Genomic DNA, 23,225 nt, shown 5'->3' on the forward strand with positions numbered 1-23,225 from the left:
CGGTGACGGCCAGCCGGACCGTCGCCGCCGGCAGCGCGCCGCAGCTCGCGGGCTGCGGCGGCCCGGTCGGGAGCCGGACCACCGAGACGTGCCAGGCCCGGCCGTCGGCGTGCGCCACGGTGACCGTCCAGGCGGGGTCGGCGCCCCGGGTGCCCGTGACCGCCAGCGCGTCCGCGCCGTCCTCGCCGGTCAGCTCGCGGACCGCCAGCTCGGCGGCCTGCCCCGGGGCCTCCCAGGCGGAGCGGCCGCGGCAGCCGTCGGTGACCACCCGGCCCTCGCGCACGCTGACGAGGACGTCCTTGACGGCCTGCGCGGTGGCCCGGCCGTACGCGTAGCCGTACGGCAGGACGACGAGGGTGGGCGCGAAGCGGTGCCCGCCGATGTGGGTGACCTCCCAGGTGCCCTCGACCCCGGACGCGGCCAGCTCGGCGGCCAGCGGGCGGCCGAGCAGGGCGCAGCACCGGTCGCGCCTGCCGTTGGTGCACACCAGCACCAGCGGTTCGCCGGTGTACGGCGACCACTCGTCGCCGGGCAGGGCGCCGGGGTCGCCCGCGCCGAGCGCGGCGAAGTCGAGGCGCAGCAGCCGCTCGGGCGCGGTGGTCTCGGCCGTGCGGATCCAGGAGCGGCCCGGCGCGGTGTGCGCGGCGAAGACGCGGTGCCGGGCGGGGACGCGGCGGTCGGCGTGCCGCCCGGGACGGCGGATCAGGACGACCCGCACACCGGTGCCCTCGGCGGCGCGCTCCAGCGCCCCGCCGACCACCGGGTCGAGGTGGCTGCCGGTGAGGGCGTCGCTGCCCCAGGGGCCGGGTTGTTCGAGCAGGAGCCAGGTGGTGGCGGTGGCCGCTGTCCCGGCGAGCGGCTCGGACAGGTCCCGTGAGACGGTCGCACAGGTGGTCACGAAGGTAAGCCTAACCTGTGTCAGGTGTCGTGGGTGTGAACGGCTGGTTCTGACGGGGCGCGAACGGTTCGTTTCGCGCTCCCGGCGCACGTGCCGTGCCCGCTCGTACGGCGCACGACCCGCACGAACAGCGCGGGGGTGGCGGCATCACGCCGCCCGAGTCACCCGTCCGGCCCGCCCGTACACGTCCGTCCCCGTCCGCGTCGCAGGAGGAGGGCCAGACGGGCGGCACCGGCGTGTCGCCCGCGCCGCCTCTGCGGCAGCGGCCGGCCCGGTGCGGCGGTGCGGGTGCGCCGCAAGGCGCCGGACCGGTTTCGCAGCGGGCCTACTCTGCCGGTCCGGCACGGCCGCGGGGGTCTCCCGGCGGCAGCCGGGGGTGCCGTGCGGGCGTCGCCAGCCGGTGGACCGTCCCGGTCACAGCACTAGGGCAGCGGCCGCGGCGGGAGCGGGCCGCGGTACCGGCCGACGGGCCGCATGCGCAGCGGCCGCTCCCCGTACTCCTCCAGCGCGTGCGCGATCCAGCCGGCCGTACGGGCGACCGAGAACACCGTCTCACCGGCCTCGGCCGGCATGTCCGCCGCCAGTGACAGGGCGGCCAGCGCCAGGTCGACGTTCGCGCACAGCGCGGCGTGCCGGGCGGTGGTCGCCGCCACCTCCCGGGCCGCCGCCACGGCGGGCGCGGCCCGCGGCACCCGATCCAGCAGGCCGAACAGCGCCTGCGCGCGCGGGTCGGCGGCACGGTAGAGCCGGTGGCCGAGCCCGGGCACGCGGCGCCCGGCGCGCAGGTGGTCGGCGACCACCGCCGCCGCGCTGCCCCGTTGCAGCACCTCGGCCAGCATCCGGTGCGCCAGGCCGCTCGCCCCGCCGTGCAGCGGGCCGTCGAGCGCGCCGAGGCCCGCGGAGACCACCGCGTACGGATGGGCCCGCGCGGAGGCGGCCACCCGGGCGGCGAGGGTGGAGGCGGCCAGGTCGTGGTCGGTGAGCAGCACCAGCGCCGCGTCCAGGGCCCGCAGCCACGCCGCGTCGGCGGGCCGGCCGGTCAGCCGCGACCACAGCCGGTGGGCCAGCGGCGCGCCCGGCCCGGGCTCGGGGCCCGCGGCGGGCAGCGCGTCCACGAGGGTCGCGATCAGGCCACGGCCCGTGGCGAGCACCGTCTCCTCGCCGAGGTCGAAGCGCAGCGGGTCGGCGGCCGCGGCCGCGACGGCCGCCACCCGCAGCCGGTCCACCGGGCCGCTGTGCGCGGGCAGCGCGCCCACCGCGCGGCGCGCGGCCGCCAGCGCCTCCTCGGGCGCGGCGAACCGGGCGCCGGGCCGCAGCCGCCCGGTCCACAGCCACTCGGCCACCTCCTCGTAGCCGTACCGCTCGGCCAGGGCGACCGCGTCCACGCCCCGGTAGTAGTAGCGGTCCGGCTCGATGAGCGTGATCCCGGTGCGCACCGCGACGCCGCCGGGCGCCGCGTCCCGACCGCCGGGCGCCGCGTCCCGACCGCCGGGCGCCGCGTTCCGACCGTCCGGGACCGCGTCCCCGCCGGACGCGGTCTCCGCGGCGGCCGGCTGCTCCGCGCGCCGCTCCGTGCGCCGCGCCAGCGCCGCCACCTCGTNTCCGACCGTCCGGGACCGCGTCCCCGCCGGACGCGGTCTCCGCGGCGGCCGGCTGCTCCGCGCGCCGCTCCGTGCGCCGCGCCAGCGCCGCCACCTCGTCGGCGTCGAAGGTGCTGCCGCGCCCGCCCGGCCCGCGGCGGCTGGTGAGCAGGCCGCGGCTGACGTACGCGTACACGGTCTCGCGCTTCACGCCCAGCCGCGCGGCCGCCTCCCGGGTGCTCAGCCGCTGTCCGCCGCCCTCCGCTCCGTCCGTCATGGGATCACCGTACGCATGTTGATTGATCGAATCAACATTGACAGAAATCAAGTCATGAATGGACAGTCGAGTCACGATCGAGGAGGACACACACCATGCCGACCATCGAGACGGGCGACCCCGTCGACGTCCCCCGCGGCCTCGCCGGCGTCGTCGTCACCGACACCGCGCTGGGCGACGTGCGCGGGCGCGAGGGCTTCTACCACTACCGCCAGTACTCGGCCGTGGAACTGGCCAGGACCCGCACCTTCGAGGACGTGTGGCACCTGATGTTCCACGGCACGCTGCCGGACGCCGCCGAGCGCGCCGACTTCGCCGCGCGCACCGCCGCGCTGCGCCACCTGCCCGACGAGGTGCGCGAGGCGCTGCCGGTCATCGCCCGCTCCAGCGTGCTGTCCGGGCCGCTGGCCGGGCTGCGCGCGGCGCTCTCCCTGTTCGGCGCCGCCGCCGACCTGCGCCCGCTGTACGACCTGGACACCGACCGCCGCCGCGCGGACGCGCTCGCGGTGTGCGCCGCCGTGCCCACGCTGCTGACCGCCCTGCACCGGCTCGGGCAGGGCCTGGCCCCCGTCGAGCCGCGCGACGACCTGCCGTACGCCGCCAACTACCTCTACATGCTCACCGGCGAGGAGCCCGGCCCGCGGCAGGCCCGGGCCGTCGAGCAGTACCTGGTCGCGACCGTCGACCACGGGTTCAACGCCTCGACGTTCACCGGCCGCGTCATCGCCTCCACCGGCGCCGACCTCGCCGCCTGCCTGGTCGGAGCGGTCGGCGCGCTGTCCGGCCCGCTGCACGGCGGCGCGCCGAGCCGCGCCCTGGACACGCTCGACGCCATCGGCACTCCCGACCGCATCGACGCCTGGGTGCGCGCCCAGGTCCTCGCCGGGCGGCGGATCATGGGCTTCGGGCACGCGGTGTACCGCACCGAGGACCCTCGCTCGCGCATGCTCCGGGAGATCGCCGAGGGCTTCGGCGGGCCGCTGGTCGACTTCGCCGTACGCGTCGAGCGGCGGGTGGAGGCGATACTCGCCGAGCTCAAGCCCGGCCGCGAACTGCACACCAACGTGGAGTTCTACGCCGGGGTGGTCATGGAGCTGTGCGGGCTGCCGCGTGAGATGTTCACGCCCACCTTCTGCGCGGCCCGCGCGGTGGGCTGGAGCGCGAACATCCTGGAGCAGGCCGAGGACTCCAAGATCATCCGGCCCGCGGCCCGCTACACCGGCCCGCCCCCGCCCCAGCCGGTTCCGGCCGCCTGACCCCCGCCGGGGCCGGCCGGGTCAGACGGCCGGCCCCCGGCTCGTACGGGCCGGGCGGTACGGGCAGCAGGGGTCCGCCGCGGGACCGTCCGGTCGCCCGGGACCGTACGGCCGCCGGGACCGTACCGCCGGACGCGAGGCGCGTACGGGCGCGGAGGCCGGCACCGCACCACCGGGTCCGGCCCTCACGCGCGTACGGACACCCCCGCGCCCGGCACGCCCCGCGCGCCCCGGCCGGGGGCCGGTCACACCGGTCCGGCCACCGCCGCCACCGGCGCCGCCAGCGGCGTCCCGGAGCCGTCCCGCCGCGGGTCGGGCTCGGGCAGCGGCGCGGGCGAGCCGTCCGCCGCCGCCGCGCGGGCCGGGGCCGTGCCCGCCCAGGCCAGCACCAGGCAGTCCTCGCCCTTCAGGAACCGCTGGCAGCGCACGCCCCCGGTCGCCCGCCCCTTGCGCGGGTACTGGTCGAAGGGCGTGAGCTTCGCCGAGTGCTGCGCCGAGTCGTCCAGCGTGTCCCGCGCTCCCGCGACCGTGAACACCACCGCGTCGGCGGCCGGGTCCACGGCCGTGAAGGAGATCACCTTCGCGCCCGCGCCCAGCTTGACGCCCGCCATGCCGCCCGCCGCGCGCCCCTGCGGCCGCACCTGGCTCGCCGGGTAGCGCAGCAGCTGCGCGTCGTCGGTGACGAAGACCAGGTCCTCCTCGCCGGTGCGCAGCTCCACCGCGCCCACGATCCGGTCGCCCTCCTTAAGGGAGACGACCTCCAGCTCGTCCTTGGCGGCCGGGTAGTCGGGCACCACCCGCTTCACCACGCCCTGCTCCGTGCCCAGCGCCAGACCCGGCGAGGACTCGTCCAGCGTGGTCAGGCACACCAGCCGCTCGCTCTCCGTCAGCGCCGCGAACTCCGGCGCCGGCACCCCGCCCGCGAGGCTCGGCGCCGCCGTGTCCGGCAGCCGCGGCAGGTCGATCACCGGCAGCCGCAGCAGCCGGCCGGCCGAGGTCACCGCGCCCACCGTGCCCAGCGCCGTCGCGGGCACCGCCGAGACGATCACGTCGTGCCGGGCGCGTCCGGCCGCCTCGGCCGGCACGGGCGCCTCGCCGCCCGCCGTACGGGCCAGCAGGCCGGTGGAGGACAGCAGCACCCGGCACGGGTCGTCGGCCACCTGGAGCGGCACCGCGGACACCGGGGTCTGCGCCGACTCCAGCAGCACGGTCCGCCGCTCCTCGCCGAACTTCTTCGCCACCGCCGCCAGCTCCCCGGACACCAGCTTGCGCAGCTCGGCATCCGACTCCAGGATCCGGGTCAGCTCCTCGATCTCCCCGCGCAGCCGGTCCCGCTCGGCCTCCAGCTCGATCCGGTCGAACCGGGTCAGCCGGCGCAGCGGCGTGTCGAGGATGTACTGCGTCTGCGTCTCGGACAGGCCGAAGCGCTCGATCAGCGCCGCCTTCGCCGCGGCCGCGTCGTCGCTGGAGCGGATGATCCGGATGACCTCGTCGATGTCGGCCAGGGCCACCAGCAGGCCCTCGACCAGGTGCAGCCGGTCGCGCCGCTTGCCGCGGCGGAACTCGCTGCGCCGCCGCACCACCTCGAAGCGGTGGTCGAGGTAGACCTCCAGCAGCTCCTTGAGACCGAGCGTGACCGGCTGCCCGTCCACCAGGGCCACGTTGTTGATGCCGAAGGACTCCTCCATCGGCGTCAGCTTGTACAGCTGCTCCAGGACGGCCTCGGGGTTGAAGCCGTTCTTGACCTCGATCACCAGCCGCAGCCCGTGCTGCCGGTCGGTCAGGTCCTTCACGTCCGCGATCCCCTGGAGGCGCTTGGCGCCGACCAGGTCCTTGATCTTGGACACGACCTTCTCCGGGCCGATGGCGAACGGCAGCTCGGTGACCACCAGGCCCTTGCGGCGCGCCGTCACGTTCTCCACCGACACCGTCGCGCGGATCTTGAAGCTGCCGCGGCCCGTCTCGTACGCGTCCCGGATGCCGTCGAGCCCCACGATCCGGCCACCGGTGGGCAGGTCGGGGCCGGGGACGAACCGCATCAGCGCGTCCAGGTCGGCGGCCGGGTGCCGGATCAGGTGGCGGGCGGCGGTGATCACCTCGCGCAGGTTGTGCGGCGGCATGTTCGTCGCCATGCCGACCGCGATCCCGGACGCGCCGTTGACCAGCAGGTTCGGGTACGCGGCGGGCAGGGCGGCGGGCTCGCGCTCGCTGCCGTCGTAGTTCGGCGCGAAGTCGACGGTGTCCTCGTCGATGGACTCCGTCATCAGCGAGGTGGCCGACGCCATCCGGCACTCGGTGTACCGCATGGCCGCGGGCGGGTCGTCGTTGCCCAGCGAGCCGAAGTTGCCGTGCCCGTCGACCAGCGGCAGCCGCATGGAGAAGGGCTGCGCCATCCGCACCAGCGCGTCGTAGATCGACGCGTCGCCGTGCGGGTGCAGCTTGCCCATGACCTCGCCCACCACCCGGGCGCACTTGACGAAGCCGCGGTCAGGGCGCAGGCCCATCTCGTTCATCTGGTAGAGGATGCGGCGGTGCACCGGTTTCAGGCCGTCCCGGGCGTCGGGCAGGGCGCGCGAGTAGATGACCGAGTAGGCGTACTCCAGGAAGGAGCCCTGCATCTCGTCGACGACGTCGATGTCGAGAATGCGCTCCTCGAAGTCGTCGGGCGGCGGGGTCTTCGTACTGCGGCGGGCCATCGTGCGTACGGCTCCTTCAGCTGCCGGCGGCGGACCGGTGGGCGGGATCTGACGCGGACCATTGTGGACCGCGCCGCCGACAGCGCCCGCCACGCGCGGGCCGGGCCGTTCGCCCAGGCGTTCCCCGGCGGGAACTTCGCCAGACACGCGCGTGCTTGCATACAGTGACAGCACCGCTAAAGCCGCGGCCCCGCCGCACCTCCACCGACGCCATCGAAGGGACATACATGCCCATGGGTCACACGGCCACACAGCAGGCCGACTCCGGCGGCCTGACAGTGACCGAGCACCGCCTGGCCAACGGCCTGCGGGTGGTGCTCTCCGAGGACCACCTGACCCCGGTCGCCGCGGTCTGCCTGTGGTACGACGTGGGCTCGCGCCACGAGGCCGCGGGGCGCACGGGCCTGGCCCACCTCTTCGAGCACCTGATGTTCCAGGGGTCCGCGCAGGTGCCGGGCAACGGCCACTTCGAGCTGGTGCAGGGCGCGGGCGGCTCGCTGAACGGCACGACGAGCTTCGAGCGCACCAACTACTTCGAGACCATGCCCGCCCACCAGCTGGAGCTCGCGCTGTGGCTGGAGGCCGACCGGATGGGCTCGCTGCTGACCGCCCTGGACCAGGAGAGCCTGGACAACCAGCGGGACGTGGTCAAGAACGAGCGCCGCCAGCGGTACGACAACGTCCCCTACGGCACCGCCTTCGAGCGGCTGACGGCCATGGTCTACCCCGAGGGCCACCCGTACCACCACACCCCGATCGGCTCCATGGCCCACCTGGACGCCGCCTCCCTGGAGGACGCGCGCGCGTTCTTCCGCACCTACTACGCGCCGGGCAACGCCGTCCTCGCGGTCGTCGGCGACATCGACCCCGAGCGCACGCTCGGCTGGGTGGAGAAGTACTTCGGCACCATCCCCGCCCACGACGCCAAGCCGGCGCCGCGCGACGGCTCGCTGCCCGACGTGGTCGGCCGCGAGGTGCGCGAGGTGGTGCGCGAGGACGTGCCCTCCCGCGCCCTGATGGCCGCCTACCGGCTGCCGCACGACGGCACGCGCGAGTCCGACGCCGCCGACCTGGCGCTGACCGTCCTGGGCGGCGGGGAGTCCTCCCGGCTGCACAACCGCCTGGTGCGCCGGGACCGTACGGCCGTGGCCGCGGGCTTCGGCCTGCTGCGGCTGACCGGCGCGCCCTCGCTCGGCTGGCTGGACGTCAAGGCGTCCGGCGGCGTGGAGGTCTCCGCCATCGAGGCCGCCGTGGACGAGGAGCTGGCCCGCTTCGCCGAGGAGGGCCCGACCGCCGAGGAGATGGAGCGCGCCCAGGCGCAGCTGGAGCGCGAGTGGCTGGACCGGCTCGCCACCGTCGGCGGGCGCGCGGACGAGCTGTGCCGCTTCGCGGTGCTCTTCGGCGACCCGCGGCTGGCGCTGACCGCCGTGCGGCGCGCCCTGGACGTGACCGCCGAGGAGGTGCGGGCCGTGGCCGCGGCGCGGCTGCGCCCGGACAACCGCGCCGTGCTCGTCTACGAGCCCGTCCCCGCGGCCGACACCGCGCCCGACACCCCGGACGGCCCTCCCGCAGACGCCTCCGCCGCCGCCGACGAAGAAGGGGAGCCGGCCCAGTGAGCCACGCCGACACCACCACGATGACCTTCCACCCGCGCCCGGAGGCCGGGCCCGCCAAGCCGTGGGCCTTCCCCGCGCCCGGGCGCGGCCGGCTGCCCAACGGCCTGACCGTGCTGCACTGCCACCGGCCCGGCCAGCGCGTCGTCGCGGTCGAGGTCAACCTGGACGCCCCGCTGGACGCCGAGGCGGCCGGGCTCGACGGCGTCGCCACGATCATGGCGCGCGCGCTGTCCGAGGGCACCGACAAGCACGACGCCGAGGAGTTCGCCGCCGAGCTGGAGCGCTGCGGCGCCACCTGGGACGCGCACGCCGACCACCCCGGCGTCCGGATCTCCCTGGAGGTCCCGGTCTCCCGGCTGGCCAAGGGGCTCGCCCTGCTCGCCGACGCGCTGCGCGCCCCCGCGTTCGCCGACAGCGAGGTGGAGCGGCTGGTCGGCAACCGCCTGGACGAGATCCCGCACGAGCTGGCCAACCCGGCCCGGCGCGCCTCGATGGCCCTGTCCAGGGCGCTGTTCCCCGCGCAGTCCCGGCTGTCGCGGCCCCGGCAGGGCACGCAGGAGACCGTCCAGGGCCTCGACGCCGGCGCCGTACGGGCGTTCTACGAGGCCCATGTGCGGCCCGCGACCGCCACCGCGGTGATCGTCGGCGACCTCGCCGGGACCGACCTCGACCAGATCCTGGCCGACACCCTCGGCGCCTGGCAGGGCGGTACGGCTCCGCCGCCGCCGCGCGCCCCGATCACGGCGGACGACACCGGCCGGGTGGTGGTCGTCGACCGGCCGGGCGCGGTGCAGACGCAGGTGCTCATCGGCCGGATCGGCGCCGACCGGCACGACCGGGTGTGGCCCGCCCAGGTGCTCGGCACCTACTGCCTGGGCGGCACCCTCACCTCCCGGCTCGACCGCGTGCTGCGCGAGGAGAAGGGGTACACCTACGGGGTGCGCGCCTTCGGCCGGGTGCTGCGCTCGGAGCCGGACGGCTCGGGCGCCGCCATGCTCGCCATCAGCGGCTCGGTGGCCACCGACGTGACCGGACCGGCGCTCGCGGACCTGTGGACGGTGCTGCGCACGCTGAAGGAGGGCGGGCTGACCGACGCCGAGCGGGACGTGGCCGTGCAGAACCTGGTGGGCGTCGCCCCGCTGCGGTTCGAGACCGCGGCGGCCGTCGCGGGCACGCTCGCCGACCAGGTCGAGCAGTACCTGCCGGACGACTTCCAGGCGCGGCTGTACGCGCGGCTGGCGGAGACCGGGACGGTCGAGGCCACCGCGGCGGTGGTGAACGCCTTCCCGACCGACCGGCTCGTGACCGTGCTCGTCGGCGACGCCTCGGCGATCGCGGAGCCGGTCCGGGCGCTGGGCATCGGCGAGGTGACCGTCGAGACCGGGTGACCCCGCCGGCGCCCGTGCCCCGGGGTCTGCCCGGGGCCGCCGACCGCCGCGCCGCCGGAGCCCCGCCGGGCGCGTACGGCTCCGGTCGGGCACGTCCCGGGGAGTCCGCGCGGCACCCACGAAGAAAACGGACGGACCGTGATCAAGCGGTCATGCGAAGGGCCTTGGTCCGGTGACGCCGGGTCGAGGCCCTTTCGTTCGTCCGTTTTGGGGCGGGAGGTCCGCGTCTGGTGTGTGGTGAACCCAACAAAAGACGGGATCTGATTGGCGTTCGGAAGATCTCCCGCTTAGCGTCGCTCCGGCTGTCCGTCAGACGTGAGCCGCACCCGCGGTCCCGGGCAGCCATCGCCGAGTCCCCGTACGGCGCGAGCCAGGGGAGCCGGGGACCCGAGTCCCCCGGGGTGAATCGGGCGCCTTCGCCAGGAGGGGCCCGTAGGAGACCTTCCGCTCCGAACCCGACAGCTAACCCGGTAGGCGACAGGGAAGGAAGGGAGTGCGCCAGAACATGGCGTCCACCGAAGTCACCGGGAAGCATCGCAGGTCCCATCCCGTGCCGCACGGCGGGGTGGGCGTCGCGGGGGTGGTCACGCTCGCCGCGTCCGGCGTCGTCGCCGCCGTGGCGGCACCGGCCCTCGCCTCTCCGGGCGACTCCGCGCGGCCGGCGGATGCCGGGCCGCGCCAGGCCGTCACGGTCCCCGACGGGCTCGCCGAGCAGATCGACGCGCAGGCCCGCGTCCAGCAGGTCCAGGCCCAGCGGGCCGCCGCCAAGGCCGCTCAGGAGCAGGCCCGCAGGGAGGCCGCGCGCCAGGCCCATGAGCGGCGCGAGGCCAAGGAGCGCGCGGCCCGGGAGGCCGAGCGCAGGCGGCTGAACGCCTTCGTCGCCCCGATCCAGGGCTCCTACGTCTCCACCCCGTACCACGCGGTCAGCGGACTGTGGTCCTCCGGCGCGCACACCGGCGTCGACTTCCACGCCGCCCCGGGCACCGTGGTGCGCGCCGTGGGCGCCGGCACGGTGGTCGAGGCGGGCTGGGACGGGGCGTACGGCCAGAGCGTCGTGATCCGGATGAACGACGGGACGTACACCCAGTACGGGCACCTGTCGTCCATCGCCGTGCACGTCGGCCAGCACGTCACGCCCGGCCTGCACATCGGCCTGTCGGGCCGCACCGGCCACACCACCGGGCCGCACCTGCACTTCGAGGCCCGCACCACCCCGGACTACGGCTCGGACATCGACCCCGTCGCCTACCTGCGCGCCCACGGCGTCAGCCTCTGACGGCCGTCGGCCGGCCCCCGGGCCCGCCGCCGAAGGCCCCGGCCCCACCGGCCGGGGCCTTCGCCGTACCCGCGTCCTTGGCCAAAAAATTTCCATAAAACTGCTGCGGCCATCGGAAATTCCGTCCGCTTAGAATAGAGTCGCTGACACGCGTCAATCGGCTGTGTTTCGCTGAGATTAAGGCGGAGGTTCGACGATGCGGGACCGGAAGTGAACAGCGATGCGACGCCGATGCAGGGCGGCCGGCGGATTTCGGCGCACGCGGTGTGCACGGCCATTCGCGACGACATCGTGTCCGGCGCGTTCGCGCCGGGCAGCCGGCTGACCGAGGAGCTGCTGGCCCGGCGCTACGGCGTCTCCCGGGTGCCGGTGCGCGAGGCCCTGCGCACCCTGGAGTCCGAGGGCTTCGTGACGACGCGCCGGCACGCGGGCGCGTGCGTGGCGCAGCCGTCCGAGCGGGAGGCCGCCGACCTGCTCGACATCCGCGCCCTGCTGGAGCCGCTGGGCGCGGCCCGGGCCGCCCAGCGCCGCACCGAGGCGCACCTGAAGGTGCTGCGCGGCCTGGTCAGGCTGGGCCAGGAGCGGGCCCACCGCGGCCAGCTCGGCGAACTGCGGTCGCTCGGCGACTGGTTCCACGAGACGCTGGCCCAGGCGTCCGGCAGCCCCAGCCTCGCCGCGCTGCTCGTCCAGCTGCGCCGCAAGATCGCCTGGGTGTACGAGGACCCGGCCCGCCTGGTGGCGCAGGCTCCGCAGGCCGGCGCCGTGCGCGCGGAGTCCGCCGCGGCGCGGGCGGTGGAGTCGTGGGAGGAGCACGGTGCGCTGGTGGACGCGGTGGCGCGCGGCGACGCCGACCGGGCGCGGGCGCTCGCGACCGCACACGCGGAGCGCTCGCTCGCGCACTACCGGCTGCGCCGGCCCGGCCATGTGAGGACCTTGAAACAGTCCGTAAACACGGCGAGCGCTCGGAATTAACATCGGCCCCGTATACAACTATTTAGAATTCTGCGCCCTTTCCTCTTTTGTGCCGCCTTCCGGGTAAAGGCGCCGGAAAGGCGGCCCGGGAGGCCGCGGCATCCTGAATTGGTTGCCGCGGCCCCGTCGGCATGGAATCCGCGCGCCGCACCGCGGGGGAGCCGGGCCCGGGAAAGCCGCCCGGCTCGGCGTCGGACGGTCACACGGTCTCCGGAAGCTCCTCCAGTCCCTCTGCGACCAGCTTGGCCAGCCGGTCGAGCGCGATCTCGGCGCCGTCGGCCTCGGACGCGATCACGACCTCCTCGCCGCCCCGGACGCCCAGACCCAGCACGGCGAGCATGGACGCCGCGTTGACCGGGCTGCCGCCGTTCTTGGAGATCGTCACGGGGACGCCGGACGCGGTGGCCGCCCGGACGAAGATCGACGCGGGGCGGGCGTGCAGCCCCTCGGCCCAGCCGATGGTGACACGGCGTTCAACCATGGTGTTTTTGCCCTTCAGGTGCGATTCAATCTTGTCTGGACCAGTTTCGCATGATGTCTGACTCCGTCCGGATGGTGTCCGAACAGGTCCGGTCGTGCCCGAAACCGTTCCGATACGGACTTTCCCGCGCCTCCCCGTCCCGACGCAAGGGGTCCGCCATCCGGACCGACGTGCGCGGGCTCGCAGGGCGGGCGCGCGGCCCGGCGGCGGCCCGCGGATCCGCCTCTCCGGCGCGCCGGTCCGCCTCACCGGCCCGTGGCGCCTGCCTGGGCGCACACCTCCCGCACCGCACCCCCGGCCCACCGCCGCACCCGCGACGCGGGGTACCCGGCAGCACACACCGGGTACGCCGGTTCAGGGGGGGCTACGGACCCGTAGGATGGGCGCATGGCGAAGACCGGTACGACCACCAAGGGGCTGCGCGCGGCGATCGAGCGCAGCGGCTACTACCCGGCACTCGTGGCCGAAGCGGTGGAGGCCGCGGTCGGCGGCGAGCCGGTCGTGTCGTACCTGGTCCACCAGGAGACCACCTTCGACTCCAACGAGGTCCGCCGCCACGTCACGGTCCTGGTCCTCACCGGCACCCGGTTCATCGTCAGCCACACCGACGAGCAGGCCGCCGACGGCACCTCGCCCTCGCCGTACGCCACCACCTCCACCGAGTCGGTGAAGCTGGAGCGCATCTCCTCCGTCGTGCTCAGCCGCGTGGTCGCCAACCCCGAGTCGTACACGCCGGGCACGCTGCCGCGCGAGGTCGTGCTCACCATCGGCTGGGGCGCGGTCAGCCGCCTCGACCTGGAGCCCGCCGCCTGCGGCGACCCCAACTGCGAGGCCGACCACGGCTACACCGGCTCCTCCACCGCCGACGACCTGAGCCTGCGCGTCAGCGAGGCCGGCGACGGGCCGGACAGCGTCCGGCAGACCCTCCTGTTCGCGCAGGCCCTGTCCGAGGCCACGGCGGGCCCGGCCGCACCGCTGGGCAGCGGCCGCTGATGGCGGGCCCCGCCGCCGGCCCGACCCCCGCGGACGCCTCCTGGCCCGAGCCCGCCCCGCTCGACCCGCGCGCCGCTCCCGTACCGCCCTACGGCAGCCGCACCCTCGCCGACCTGCTGCCCGCCGTCGCCGCCGGGCTCGGCGTGCCCGGTCTGGCCTCCGGGCTCGACCTCGCGCCCGCCGACCGCGTGTGCGTCTTCCTCGTCGACGGGCTCGGCTGGGAGCTGCTGCGCGCCCACCCCGAACAGGCGCCCTTTCTGACGTCCCTGCTGCCCACGTCCCTGGGCGGCGCCGGCGCGCCGCTGGCCGCCGGCTTCCCGTCCACCACCGCCACCTCCCTCGCCTCGGTGGGCACCGGCCTGCCGCCCGGCGCCCACGGGCTGCCCGGCTACACCGTGGCCGACCCCGCCACCGGCCGCCTGATGAACCAGCTGCGCTGGGAGCCGTGGGCGGACCCGCACGCCTGGCAGCCGCACCCCACCGTCTTCCAGCTCGCCGACGCCGCGGGCGTGCACACCTGCCAGGTGTCCGCGCCCGCCTTCGAGCACACCCCGCTGACCCGCGTCGCGCTCAGCGGCGGCACCTTCCACGGGCGGCTGTCCGGCGAGGAGCGCATGGACCTCGCCGCCGCGGAGCTGGCCGCCGCCGACCGGGCCCTGGTGTACACGTACTACAGCGAGGTGGACGGCAAGGGGCACCGGCACGGCACCGACTCCGACGCCTGGCGCGCCGAGCTGGCCTACGCCGACCGGCTCGCCCAGCGCCTGGCCGAGCAGCTGCCCCCCCGCTCCGCGCTCTACGTCACCGCCGACCACGGCATGGTCGACATCCCCTTCGACCCCGCGGCGCGCATCGACTTCGACGACGACTGGGAGCTGCGGGCCGGCGTCGCGCTACTGGGCGGCGAGGGCCGCGCCCGGCACGTGTACGCGGTCCCCGGCGCCGCCGCCGACGTGCTCGCGGTGTGGCGGGACGTGCTCGGCGACCGGATGTGGGTGGCCGGCCGCGACGAGGCCGTGGAGGCGGGCTGGTTCGGGCCGCCCGGCGCTCCGGGCGGCGGCGTGGACGGGCGGGTGTACCCGCGCATCGGCGACGTGGTGGCCGCCGCCTGCGCCGACGTGGCGGTCGTCGCGTCGGTGAGCGAGCCGAAGGAGTCCGCGATGGTGGGCCTGCACGGCTCGATGACCCCCGCGGAACAGCTCGTCCCCCTCCTTGAGGTGCGTACCTGAAAGCCCTTGAGGCGCGGGCCTGAAAGCCCCTTGAGGTGCGCGCCTGAAAGTTGAGGTGCGTGTGTTAAAGCCCCGGCCCGGACTCCGGCGGGCCGGGCGCGTCAGGCGCGCCCGCGCGTCCGCCGGGTCACCGGGCCGGGGCCGCGACGGCCTGCCGGGCCGCCGCCGGGCGTCAACCCCCCGTCCGTACGACCCGGAACACCGCCCCCTCCGGGTCCGCCAGCGTCGCCAGCCGGCCCCGCGCGGCATCCCGCGGCGGCTGGACCACCTCGCCGCCCAGCTTGGCCGCGAGTCGGGCCGTCTCGTCCACGTCGGCCACCTCGAAACAGGCCGTCCAACGCGACTCCTGACCGCGTGGCATGGCCTCGCCCATGCCGCGGACGGCCGCCACCGGCCGGCCGTCCAGGCTCAGCGTCACCAGGTCGCCGCAGGGCGTCTCCTCGGTCCGCGACGCGTAGCCGAAGACGGTCTGGTAGAACTTGACCACCGTGGCGCTCTCGCGGGTCACCAGCTCGTGCCACACCGGCGTGCCCAGCGTGCCGTCGGCCGCCGCCTCCAGCCGCGGGTGCCCCTGCCAGATCCCGAACACGCTGCCCGCGGGGTCCGAGGCGATGGCGATGCGGCTGGCGTTCTCCATGTCCAGGGGGCCCACGGCGACCGTACCGCCGCAGGCGCGGATCATCTCGGCCGTCTCGTCGGCGTCGTGGGTGGCCAGATACGTCGTCCAGGCCACCGGAAGGTGGCGCTCCGGGGGCAGCTCGCCGACCCCTGCCACGGGCCGTCCGCCGAGCGTCGCGCGGCCGTACGCGCCGAACTGGCCCGGGCCCGGGGTGAACTCCCAGCCGAACAGGGCGTGGTAGAACTCCTCCGTCGCGGCCAGGCTGTGCACCATCAGACTCGTCCAGCACGGCGTCCCCGGTGCGTGCCGGGTCGCTGCCTCATGCATCGTCAATTCTCTCCTCGGACCATCGTCGTGGCCGTACGGCCCGGCCGGCCGGCGGCGCGGGGTGGTGCGCGGGTGGGGGCTGGGGTCGGGGCCCGAGCAGATGTTTCCATCACCTGTCGTGCGAACCGCCCCGACCGCGCCGAATTTTGCGGCTTCGTGAAGGAGAGTGCCCGATTTTGTTGTGCGCATGTGTGCTGCGCGTTGCTATCAGATGTCCATCCCACGCACGGTGCCCGTCGCGGAGGTGACGCCGTCCCAGTGGCCGCGGTACGCCAGGATGGACCCATGGACACCATCACCGACCCCGCCGCACTCGCCGCCGCACTGGCGTCGGAGCGCCCGCCGCTCCTGCTGGACGTCCGCTGGCAGCTCGGCGGCCCGCCCGGCCGGCCCGAGTACGAGGCCGGGCACCTGCCCGGAGCGGTCTATGTCGACCTCGACAGCCAACTCGCCGGCCCGCCCGGCGCGTCCGGCCGGCACCCGCTGCCCGACCTGACCGGCTTCGCCGCCGCGATGCGCCGCGCGGGCGTGACCCGGGACCGGGCCGTGGTGGCCTACGACGGCGGGCAGGGCTGGGCGGCGGCCCGCGCGTGGTGGCTGCTGCGCTGGGCCGGGCATCCGTCCGTGGCCGTCCTGGACGGCGGCCTGCCCGCCTGGACCGCGCACGGCGGCCCGCTGACCACCGAGGAACCCGCCGCGGCCGAAGGCGACTTCGTGCCGGAGCCCGGCGCCCTGCCGGCGCTGACCGCGGACGAGGCGGCCGCGCTGGCCCGGCGCGGCGTGCTGCTGGACGCGCGCGCGGCCGAGCGCTACCGCGGCGACGTGGAGCCCATCGACCGGGTGGGCGGGCACATCCCGGGCGCCGTCAGCGCGCCCACGGCGCAGAACGTGGGCCCCGACGGCCGCTTCCTGCCCGCCGACCGGCTGGCCGAGCGCTTCGCCGCCCTCGGCGCGACGCCCGGCGCGGAGGTCGGCGTCTACTGCGGCTCGGGCGTGTCCGCCGCCCACCAGGTCCTCGCGCTCGCGGTCGCGGGCGTGCCCGCCGCGCTGTACGTGGGCTCCTGGAGCGCGTGGTCGGCCGACCCCGGCCGCCCGGTGGCCACCGGGCCGCAGCCGGGCTGACCCGGCCGCCGGCCTCCGCGGTCCTCCGCACGACCGCCGGCCGTCCCCGTGCCGTACGAGCGCCGTACGGCACGGCGGCCGACTCCCGCGGTCCGTGCGGGCGTACGGCGTACGGCAGCGGCCCCCGGGACCGTGCGGAACGGTCCGGGGGCCCGCTGCTACTCCTGCTTCTTGCGGCGCGTGCCGAAGACGATCTCGTCCCAGCTGGGCACCGCCGCCCGGCGCCCCGGGCGGACGCCGTCCGCCTCGGCCTGCCGGTCCGTGGTGCCGACGAGCCGGTCGCGGTGCCCGGCCACCGAACGGGGCATCAGCACGTCGGCGTACGCCGAGCCCGCGCTGGCCGCCGGAGCGGCCGGCTCCGCCTTCTCCTGCTGCTCGGCTGGCTCCTCCGGCGCGGCCGCGGGCTGCGCCTCGGGCACCACCAGGTCGCCCCGGAAGCTGGGCACGGCCTCCAGCAGGCTGGTGAGGGAGTCCCGCTCGCCGTCGGCCGACGCCACCGCCGCGGTGTCGGCCTCGCCGCCGCGCTCCACCAGCGGCTGGCGCTCCGGGCGGTCCTGGGCGGGCTCCCGGGGCAGCCGGGCGATGCGCGGCACGAACGGGAAGCTCGGCTCGGGTGTGTCGTCGGCCTCGCCGATCAGCGCCCGCGCCTCGTCGTCCACGGCCTGGACGAGCCGCCGCGGCGGGTCGTACGTCCAGCTCGCCGAGTGCGCCTCGCCGGCCACCCGGTAGACGAGCAGCACCTCCCAGGTGCCGTCGTCGCGGCGCCAGGAGTCCCACTGGGCGGTGTCCTTGTCGGCGCCGCGCAGCAGCAGCCGCTCCGCGACGGCCTCGCCGAGCTGCGGCCCGGTGTTCTCTCCGGGGCGGCGCACGGGCGTCTTGCGGGCGCGCTCGGCCATGAAGGCGCGCTCCGCGAGCACCGGCCCCTCGAAGCGCCGCACGCGCTCGACGGGGATGCCCGCGAGCTGGGCGACCTCCTCGGCGGAGGCACCGGCTCGTATCCGCGCCTGGATGTCACGCGGCCGCAGATGGCTCTCGACCTCGATCTCGATCTGGCCGAGCCGCGCGCGGTCGTTGCGCACGGCGGCCCGCAGGCGCTCGTCGATCGGCAGCGTGTACTCCGTGCTGTCCGCAGCCTTGAGCACCAGCCGTGTGCCGTCGTTGCTGACGGCCACGACACGCAGTTCGGGCATGGGGACCTCCCGGGTGGTGCCTGCCGACGTCACCTTGCGTCGCTGCTCTCCCGCTAGACGAGTGTGGCGTGCCCGGGTGCAGCCTGCCACAACATTGCCGAGTTGCCCGGCGTGTCGGGCCGGGGCGCCGATCCGCCGTTATGGCACGGTGACCTGTTTGCAACCCAAAGTGACCACGCTGTCACTCTACGCAGCGATCCCCATGTCATGTCGCGGCGCCGCCTTTTGAGTTGCCGCCAGTTGACCCCTCCCGTTGGTTCCGGGCGGCCGGACGGGGTGGTGGGGCCAAGGCTCGTCACAGTACTCCATTCGGGCCACTTCGGTGGAGCGGCACGCCAGCCGAGTTCTCGGCGGGACGGGCCGGAAGGGCCCGCTCCGGCCGTTCCGGCGCCCGTTCCGGGTGGCGAGCTTCACAGAATCCCCGGAATTGGAACGATTCGCTTCGCCCGGTTGTCACTTGTCAGTGCGGAACCGGAACAGACGTACGCACAAAGGCGGGAGATGCGCGACACAGCCGGAAGCGGCGGCACGGCGCCGGACAGGGCGACAGGCACGGCGGCGGACACGACGTCAGGCGGCGCCCGGGCGGGCGAGAAGGCCGGGGGCGGACGCCTCGGGGTGAGCCTCGCCCAGGTGGCCGGCAGCGCCGTCGCCGCGGTGGCGGCCGCGGTGCTCGCCTCGCGGCTCGGCGTGTACGGCACCATCGCGGGCGCCGGCGTGGTGAGCGTCGTGGCCACCGCGGGCGGGCCGTTCTTCCAGCACGTCTTCCGGCGCACCGGCCAGCGGCTCGGCGAGGTGGCGGCCGCCGGCCGCGGCGGGGCGCGCGGGGCCTGCGGAGACGGGCCGCGCCCGGGGGAGTACGGCGCGGCGACGACGTACGGGACCCGGCTGCGCGGCTGGCGGCGGCCCGCGGTCGCCACCGCCGCCGTCTTCGCGCTCGCGATGGGCGCGCTCACGGGGATCGAATGGCTGTCGGGCGGCCCGGTGTCCGACGTGTGGGGCCGCGACGACGGCGGCACCACCCTGAGCCGCGGCGTGCGGGGCGGCTTCCCGGACCGGGCCGCCAGGCCCGACAAGCCCCGCCCCGCCCCGTCGCCCGGCCCTTCCGACCCGTCGGCGCCCGCCGGCCGGTCCCGCCCGCCGGCCCCGTCCGGGCCCGGGGGTGCCACGCCCTCGCCCGGGCCCTCCGGTCCGGGCACCGGCTCGCCGATGCCCGGACCGACACCCGACGCTTCGCCATCGCACACGCCGGGCGGCGACGGCCGCACGAGCGCGCCGGCGCCCGAGCCCACCCCGGACGGGCCCGTCGCCTCCCCGGACGGCGGCGCCCCGTGACCGGTGGCCTGTGCGCTGCGGGCGCGGAGGCCGCCCGCGGTGTTCAGTCCCCGAGGACGCGCCGCAGGTGGTCGTTGCCGAACAGGCGCTCCGGGTCCAGCCGGTCGCGCACCGCGGTGAACTCGGCGAACCGCGGGTAGGCCCCGGCCAGGTACGCCGCGTCGCGGCTGTGCAGCTTGCCCCAGTGCGGGCGCCCGCCGTAGGCGGTCATGATCCGCTCGGCGGCCGTGAAGTACGCCGAGTAGGGCGTGCCCCGGTACATGTGCACGGCGATGTACGCGGTCTCCCGCCCGAAGGCGGTGGACAGCGGGATGTCGTCGGCGGGCGCCGTACGCACCTCGACCGGGAAGCTCACGCGCAGCCGGGACCGCTCGACGGCCGCCCGCAGCTCCCGCAGCGCGGGCACCGCGGCCGCGCGCGGCAGGGCGTACTCCATCTCCACGAAGCGGACGCGGCGCGGACTTGTGAAGACTTTGTGGGGAATGTCCGTGTAGGTGCGGGCGGACAGGGCCCGGCCGGCCAGCTGGGCGATGCCGGGAATGGCGGCGGGCACCGCCCGGCCCGCCGCGCAGGCCGCCTGGAAGACCCCGTTGGCCAGCAGCTCGTCCTCGACCCAGCCGCTCACCCGGCCCAGCGGAGCCGCCGGGCCCGCCGTCCGGTTGTTGCGCTTGGTGGCGCAGCGGGCGGTGTGCGGGAACCAGTAGAACTCGAAGTGCTCGTTCTCGGCCACCAGCTGGTCGAACTCCACTGTCACCCGATCGAGGGACATCGGTTCCTCCCGCGCGTGCAGCAGGAACTCCGGTTCCACCGCGAAGGTGACCTCGGTCACGACGCCGAGCGCGCCGAGACCCACCCGGGCGGCGGCGAAGACCTCGGGGTGCCGCGCGGCCGAGCAGCGCAGCGCCGATCCGTCCGCGGTCACCAGCTCCAGGCCGGTGACCTGCGCGGCGAGCGAGGCGCTGGCGCGGCCGGTGCCGTGCGTGCCGGTGGCCAGCGCCCCGGCGGCGGTCTGCTCCGCGATGTCGCCCATGTTGGTCAGCGACAGGCCGTGGGCCGACAGGGTCTCGTTGAGCTGCCGCAGCGGCGTGCCCGCCGCCACGGTCACCGTGCCGGCCTCCCGGTCCACGGCGCGCACGCCGGCCAGCCGGTCGGTGCGGATCAGCAGGCCGTCGGTGGCCGCCACCGGCGTGAAGGAGTGCCCCGAGCCCGCCGCCCGCACCCGCAGGCCCGCCGCGGCCGCGCCGAGGACGGCCTCGGCGGTCTCGGCGGTGGACGCCGGGACCGCGGTCCGGGCCGGGCGGACGGTCACGTTCCGCGCCCAGTTGCGCCACACCGGCCCGCCCCGGTCACTCCGGAAGGCGCTCCCGGTGCTCCACAGGTGCCTCCCGGTGGCTCGCGCGGCCATCGGCGACCTCCCCTCCTCGCTGCTCGGCCGACGCCAGCCGGCGGTACCCGAGAAACGCGATCACCAGCATGAGCCCGCCGGCCCCGGCCGCCACCGCGTACCCCGCGCGGGCGCCCGCGCCGTCCACCACCCGGCCCGCCGACGACGAGCCGAGCGCCACACCGACCGCCAGGCCGGTGCTGATCCACGTCATGCCCTCGGTCAGCCGCGCGCGCGGCACGTGCCGCTCGATCAGCGCCATCGTGGTCACCATCGTCGGCGCGATGGCCAGACCGGAGACGAACAGCGCCACGGCCAGCCACGGCAGGTTCCCGATCAGTTGGAGGGGGATCATACTCACGGCCAGCGCGCCCACGCCCACCAGCCAGCGGCGCGGCGCCGGACCCCGCAGGCGCAGCATCCCGAACACCGCGCCCGACAGGCACGAGCCCAGCGCGTACGTGGCCAGCACCAGGCTCGCCGCCGCCTTGTGCCCCTGCTCCTCGGCGAAGGCCACGGTCACCACGTCCACCGCACCGAAGATCGCGCCGCCCGCCACGAAGGTGGCCATCAGCACCCGCAGGCCCGGCGAGGCCAGCGCCGAGCCGCCGCCGAGCTGCTCGCGCGGGTGCGGCACGGGCTCGGTGGCGCGCTGCGCGGTCAGCCACAGCACGCCGACCACCAGGAACCCGAACGCCAGCAGCGGGCCCGCCTCCGGGAACCAGGCGGTGGACAGGCCGATGGACAGGATCGGCCCCACCACGAAGCACAGCTCGTCCAGGATCGCCTCGAACGCGTACGCGGCGTGCAGCGACTGCGGCGCGTCCCGGTGGATCGCCGCCCACCGCGCGCGCACCATCGACCCGACGCTCGGCACGCAGCCGGTCAGGGCGGCGAAGACGAACAGCGTCCAGTCGGGCCAGCCCCGGTGCGCGCTGACCAGCAGGCCCGTCACCGCGACCGCGCACACGGCGAGCGCGGGCCGCAGCACCCGGCGCTGGCCGTGCCGGTCCACCAGCCGGGATATCTGCGGGCCGATGACGGCCAGGGACAGGGCCATGGTGGCCGACACCGCGCCCGCGAGCCCGTACCGACCGGTGAGCCGGGAGATCATCGTGACGACGCCGATGCCCATCATCGACAGCGTCATACGGCCGAGCAGCCCGGCGGCGCTGAACGCCTTGGTGCCGGGCGTGGCGAAGATCGCGCCGTAGGTGCCGCGGGTCAGGGTGGACACGGGAGAGCTCCGCCGAGGAGAGGGGTGGTGGGAAGCGTGGTGCGCCCGGGGCGCGGGGCGGGCCGGGCGGGCGGGTAAGGAACGTACGGGACCGAGACAGCTTACGGGGTGGGGGCGCGCGGCGCACAGCCGTTTCACGCCGGGCCGCCCGCCCCCTCCCGCTGCCCTTCCCGCTGGCCCGTCCCGCTGGCCCCGCCCGGCGGACGCGGCCGTTCCCCGGTGGTGTTCTCCGGCTGTCAGTGCCGGATGGCAGGATCGTCGGCATGCCCCAGCAGCCAGCCCAGCCCCCTGCCCCCAGCCGGTCCGACCCCGCGCCGTACGCGCCGTACGACGCCCTGCTGCTGCTCTCCTTCGGCGGCCCCGAGGGGCCGGACGACGTGATCCCCTTCCTGGAGAACGTGACGCGCGGCCGCGGCGTCCCCCGGGAGCGGCTGGCGGAGGTCGGCCGGCACTACTACCTGTTCGGCGGCGTCAGCCCGATCAACGAGCAGAACCGGGAGCTGCTGCGGGCGCTGCGCAAGGACCTCGCCGAGCACGGCCTCGACCTCCCCGTCTACTGGGGCAACCGCAACTGGGCCCCGTACCTGACCGACACCGTGCGGCAGCTGGCCCGCGACGGCCGCCGCCGGGTCCTGGTCCTGGCCACCAGCGCGTACGCGTCCTACTCCGGCTGCCGCCAGTACCGGGAGAACCTGGCCGACGCGATCGCCGCGGTGACCGCCGAGGGCCTGCCTGCGCCGCGCGTGGACAAGCTGCGGCACTACTTCAACCACCCCGGCTTCCTGCGCCCCATGGTGGACACCACGCTCGCCGCGCTCGCCGAGCTGTCCGAGGGCGCCCGCGCGGGCGCCCACCTCGTCTTCACCACGCACTCCATCCCGACCGCCGCCGCGGACACCTCCGGGCCCGTGGAGGGCCACGGGCTCGGCGGCGCGTACGTGGCCCAGCACCTGGACGCCGCCCGCGTGGTGGCCGGGGCGGTGGGCGCCGAGACCGGCATCGACCACCCGTGGAGCCTGGTCTACCAGTCCCGCAGCGGCGCCCCGCACATCCCCTGGCTGGAGCCGGACATCTGCGACCACCTGCGGGAGCTGCACGCCGACGGGGCGGCCGCCGCCGTCATGATCCCCATCGGCTTCGTCTCCGACCACATGGAGGTCACATACGACCTCGACACCGAGGCGGCGGCCACGGCCGCCGAGCTCGGCCTGCCGGTCGCCCGCGCCTCGACCGTCGGCGCCGACCCGCGCTTCGTCGCCGCCGTGCGCGAGCTGGTGCTGGAGCGCGCGGCCGCCGAGCGCGCGGCCCTCGCGCCGGAGGCGGCCGCGCCACCCGAGCGCTGCGCCCTG

16 protein-coding genes, 2 pseudogenes and 1 riboswitch are annotated in these 23,225 nt (G+C 75.9%); of the genes and pseudogenes, 10 read left to right on the forward strand and 8 right to left on the reverse strand.

Features of this window, described 5'->3' with window-relative positions:
• Both RKE29_RS13640 and RKE29_RS13645 read right to left on the reverse strand, forming a co-directional pair.
• On the reverse strand, positions 1–898 hold an 898-nt coding region (locus RKE29_RS13640), incomplete at its 3' end, for a sucrase ferredoxin (protein ID WP_312005481.1).
• 422 nt (positions 899–1,320) lie between these two features.
• Positions 1,321–2,755 (reverse strand): annotated as a pseudogene (locus tag RKE29_RS13645) (citrate/2-methylcitrate synthase).
• Positions 2,756–2,850: 95 nt separating this feature from the next.
• Between RKE29_RS13645 and RKE29_RS13650 the strand changes: the two are divergent.
• On the forward strand, positions 2,851–4,011 hold the full coding sequence (locus tag RKE29_RS13650; RefSeq protein WP_312005482.1) for a citrate synthase/methylcitrate synthase: 1,161 nt from the start codon (positions 2,851–2,853) through the stop codon (positions 4,009–4,011).
• 245 nt (positions 4,012–4,256) lie between these two features.
• Here RKE29_RS13650 and RKE29_RS13655 read toward each other — a convergent pair whose 3' ends face one another.
• Positions 4,257–6,707 (reverse strand): DNA topoisomerase IV subunit A, encoded by a 2,451-nt coding sequence (locus tag RKE29_RS13655; protein WP_312005483.1) that lies wholly within the window; start codon positions 6,705–6,707, stop codon positions 4,257–4,259.
• 227 nt (positions 6,708–6,934) lie between these two features.
• On the opposite strand from RKE29_RS13655, the gene RKE29_RS13660 reads away from it, so the two are divergent.
• From RKE29_RS13660 to RKE29_RS13675, 4 genes are all read left to right on the forward strand, one after another.
• The gene (locus tag RKE29_RS13660; protein ID WP_312005484.1) at positions 6,935–8,323 is read left to right on the forward strand and encodes a pitrilysin family protein; all 1,389 of its coding nucleotides are present in this window, start codon (positions 6,935–6,937) and stop codon (positions 8,321–8,323) included.
• Between the two features lie 20 nt (positions 8,324–8,343).
• Complete coding sequence (locus tag RKE29_RS13665; protein WP_312005494.1) at positions 8,344–9,711, forward strand: pitrilysin family protein; 1,368 nt, start codon at positions 8,344–8,346, stop codon at positions 9,709–9,711.
• Positions 9,712–10,047: 336 nt separating this feature from the next.
• Positions 10,048–10,203, forward strand: a riboswitch (cyclic di-AMP (ydaO/yuaA leader).
• A gap of 13 nt (positions 10,204–10,216) precedes the next feature.
• The gene (locus RKE29_RS13670; protein WP_312005485.1) at positions 10,217–10,987 is read left to right on the forward strand and encodes a M23 family metallopeptidase; all 771 of its coding nucleotides are present in this window, start codon (positions 10,217–10,219) and stop codon (positions 10,985–10,987) included.
• A 231-nt stretch (positions 10,988–11,218) separates the two neighbouring features.
• Positions 11,219–11,959, forward strand: a complete 741-nt coding sequence (locus RKE29_RS13675; RefSeq protein WP_312005495.1) for a GntR family transcriptional regulator — start codon at positions 11,219–11,221, stop codon at positions 11,957–11,959.
• Positions 11,960–12,158: 199 nt separating this feature from the next.
• Here RKE29_RS13675 and RKE29_RS13680 read toward each other — a convergent pair whose 3' ends face one another.
• On the reverse strand, positions 12,159–12,440 hold the full coding sequence (locus tag RKE29_RS13680; protein WP_312005486.1) for an HPr family phosphocarrier protein: 282 nt from the start codon (positions 12,438–12,440) through the stop codon (positions 12,159–12,161).
• 387 nt (positions 12,441–12,827) lie between these two features.
• Between RKE29_RS13680 and RKE29_RS13685 the strand changes: the two genes are divergently transcribed.
• Both RKE29_RS13685 and RKE29_RS13690 read left to right on the forward strand, forming a co-directional pair.
• Positions 12,828–13,433, forward strand: a complete 606-nt coding sequence (locus tag RKE29_RS13685; protein WP_312005487.1) for a DUF5998 family protein — start codon at positions 12,828–12,830, stop codon at positions 13,431–13,433.
• Complete coding sequence (locus RKE29_RS13690; protein WP_312005488.1) at positions 13,433–14,662, forward strand: alkaline phosphatase family protein; 1,230 nt, start codon at positions 13,433–13,435, stop codon at positions 14,660–14,662. The genes RKE29_RS13685 and RKE29_RS13690 overlap by 1 nt, the downstream gene beginning before the upstream one ends.
• Before the next feature lie 101 nt (positions 14,663–14,763).
• On the opposite strand, the pseudogene RKE29_RS13695 reads toward RKE29_RS13690, so the two are convergent.
• Positions 14,764–15,608: pseudogene (locus RKE29_RS13695) on the reverse strand (VOC family protein).
• 285 nt (positions 15,609–15,893) lie between these two features.
• Here RKE29_RS13695 and RKE29_RS13700 point away from each other — a divergent pair.
• Positions 15,894–16,730, forward strand: coding sequence for a sulfurtransferase (locus RKE29_RS13700; protein WP_312005489.1), 837 nt, complete (start codon positions 15,894–15,896; stop codon positions 16,728–16,730).
• Positions 16,731–16,888: 158 nt separating this feature from the next.
• Here RKE29_RS13700 and sepH read toward each other — a convergent pair whose 3' ends face one another.
• Positions 16,889–17,920 carry a septation protein SepH gene (sepH, locus tag RKE29_RS13705; protein WP_312005490.1) on the reverse strand — a complete coding sequence of 344 codons (1,032 nt, stop codon included), beginning with the start codon at positions 17,918–17,920 and terminating at the stop codon, positions 16,889–16,891.
• 618 nt (positions 17,921–18,538) lie between these two features.
• Between sepH and RKE29_RS13710 the strand changes: the two genes are divergently transcribed.
• Positions 18,539–19,255 carry a hypothetical protein gene (locus tag RKE29_RS13710; protein WP_312005491.1) on the forward strand — a complete coding sequence of 239 codons (717 nt, stop codon included), beginning with the start codon at positions 18,539–18,541 and terminating at the stop codon, positions 19,253–19,255.
• Positions 19,256–19,298: 43 nt separating this feature from the next.
• Here RKE29_RS13710 and RKE29_RS13715 read toward each other — a convergent pair whose 3' ends face one another.
• Together RKE29_RS13715 and RKE29_RS13720 are read right to left on the reverse strand one after the other, a co-directional pair.
• Positions 19,299–20,660, reverse strand: a complete 1,362-nt coding sequence (locus RKE29_RS13715) for a D-arabinono-1,4-lactone oxidase (protein ID WP_312005492.1) — start codon at positions 20,658–20,660, stop codon at positions 19,299–19,301.
• A complete protein-coding gene (locus tag RKE29_RS13720) occupies positions 20,602–21,876 on the reverse strand; it encodes an MFS transporter (protein WP_369016038.1) in 1,275 nt (424 codons plus the stop codon). The genes RKE29_RS13715 and RKE29_RS13720 overlap by 59 nt, the downstream gene beginning before the upstream one ends.
• 263 nt (positions 21,877–22,139) lie before the next feature.
• Between RKE29_RS13720 and RKE29_RS13725 the strand changes: the two genes are divergently transcribed.
• Positions 22,140–23,225, forward strand: a 1,086-nt coding sequence (locus tag RKE29_RS13725; RefSeq protein WP_312005493.1) for a ferrochelatase, incomplete at its 3' end; no start/stop codon positions are given.

Source organism: Streptomyces sp. B1866, assembly GCF_031932565.1.
GTDB lineage: Bacteria > Actinomycetota > Actinomycetes > Streptomycetales > Streptomycetaceae > Streptomyces.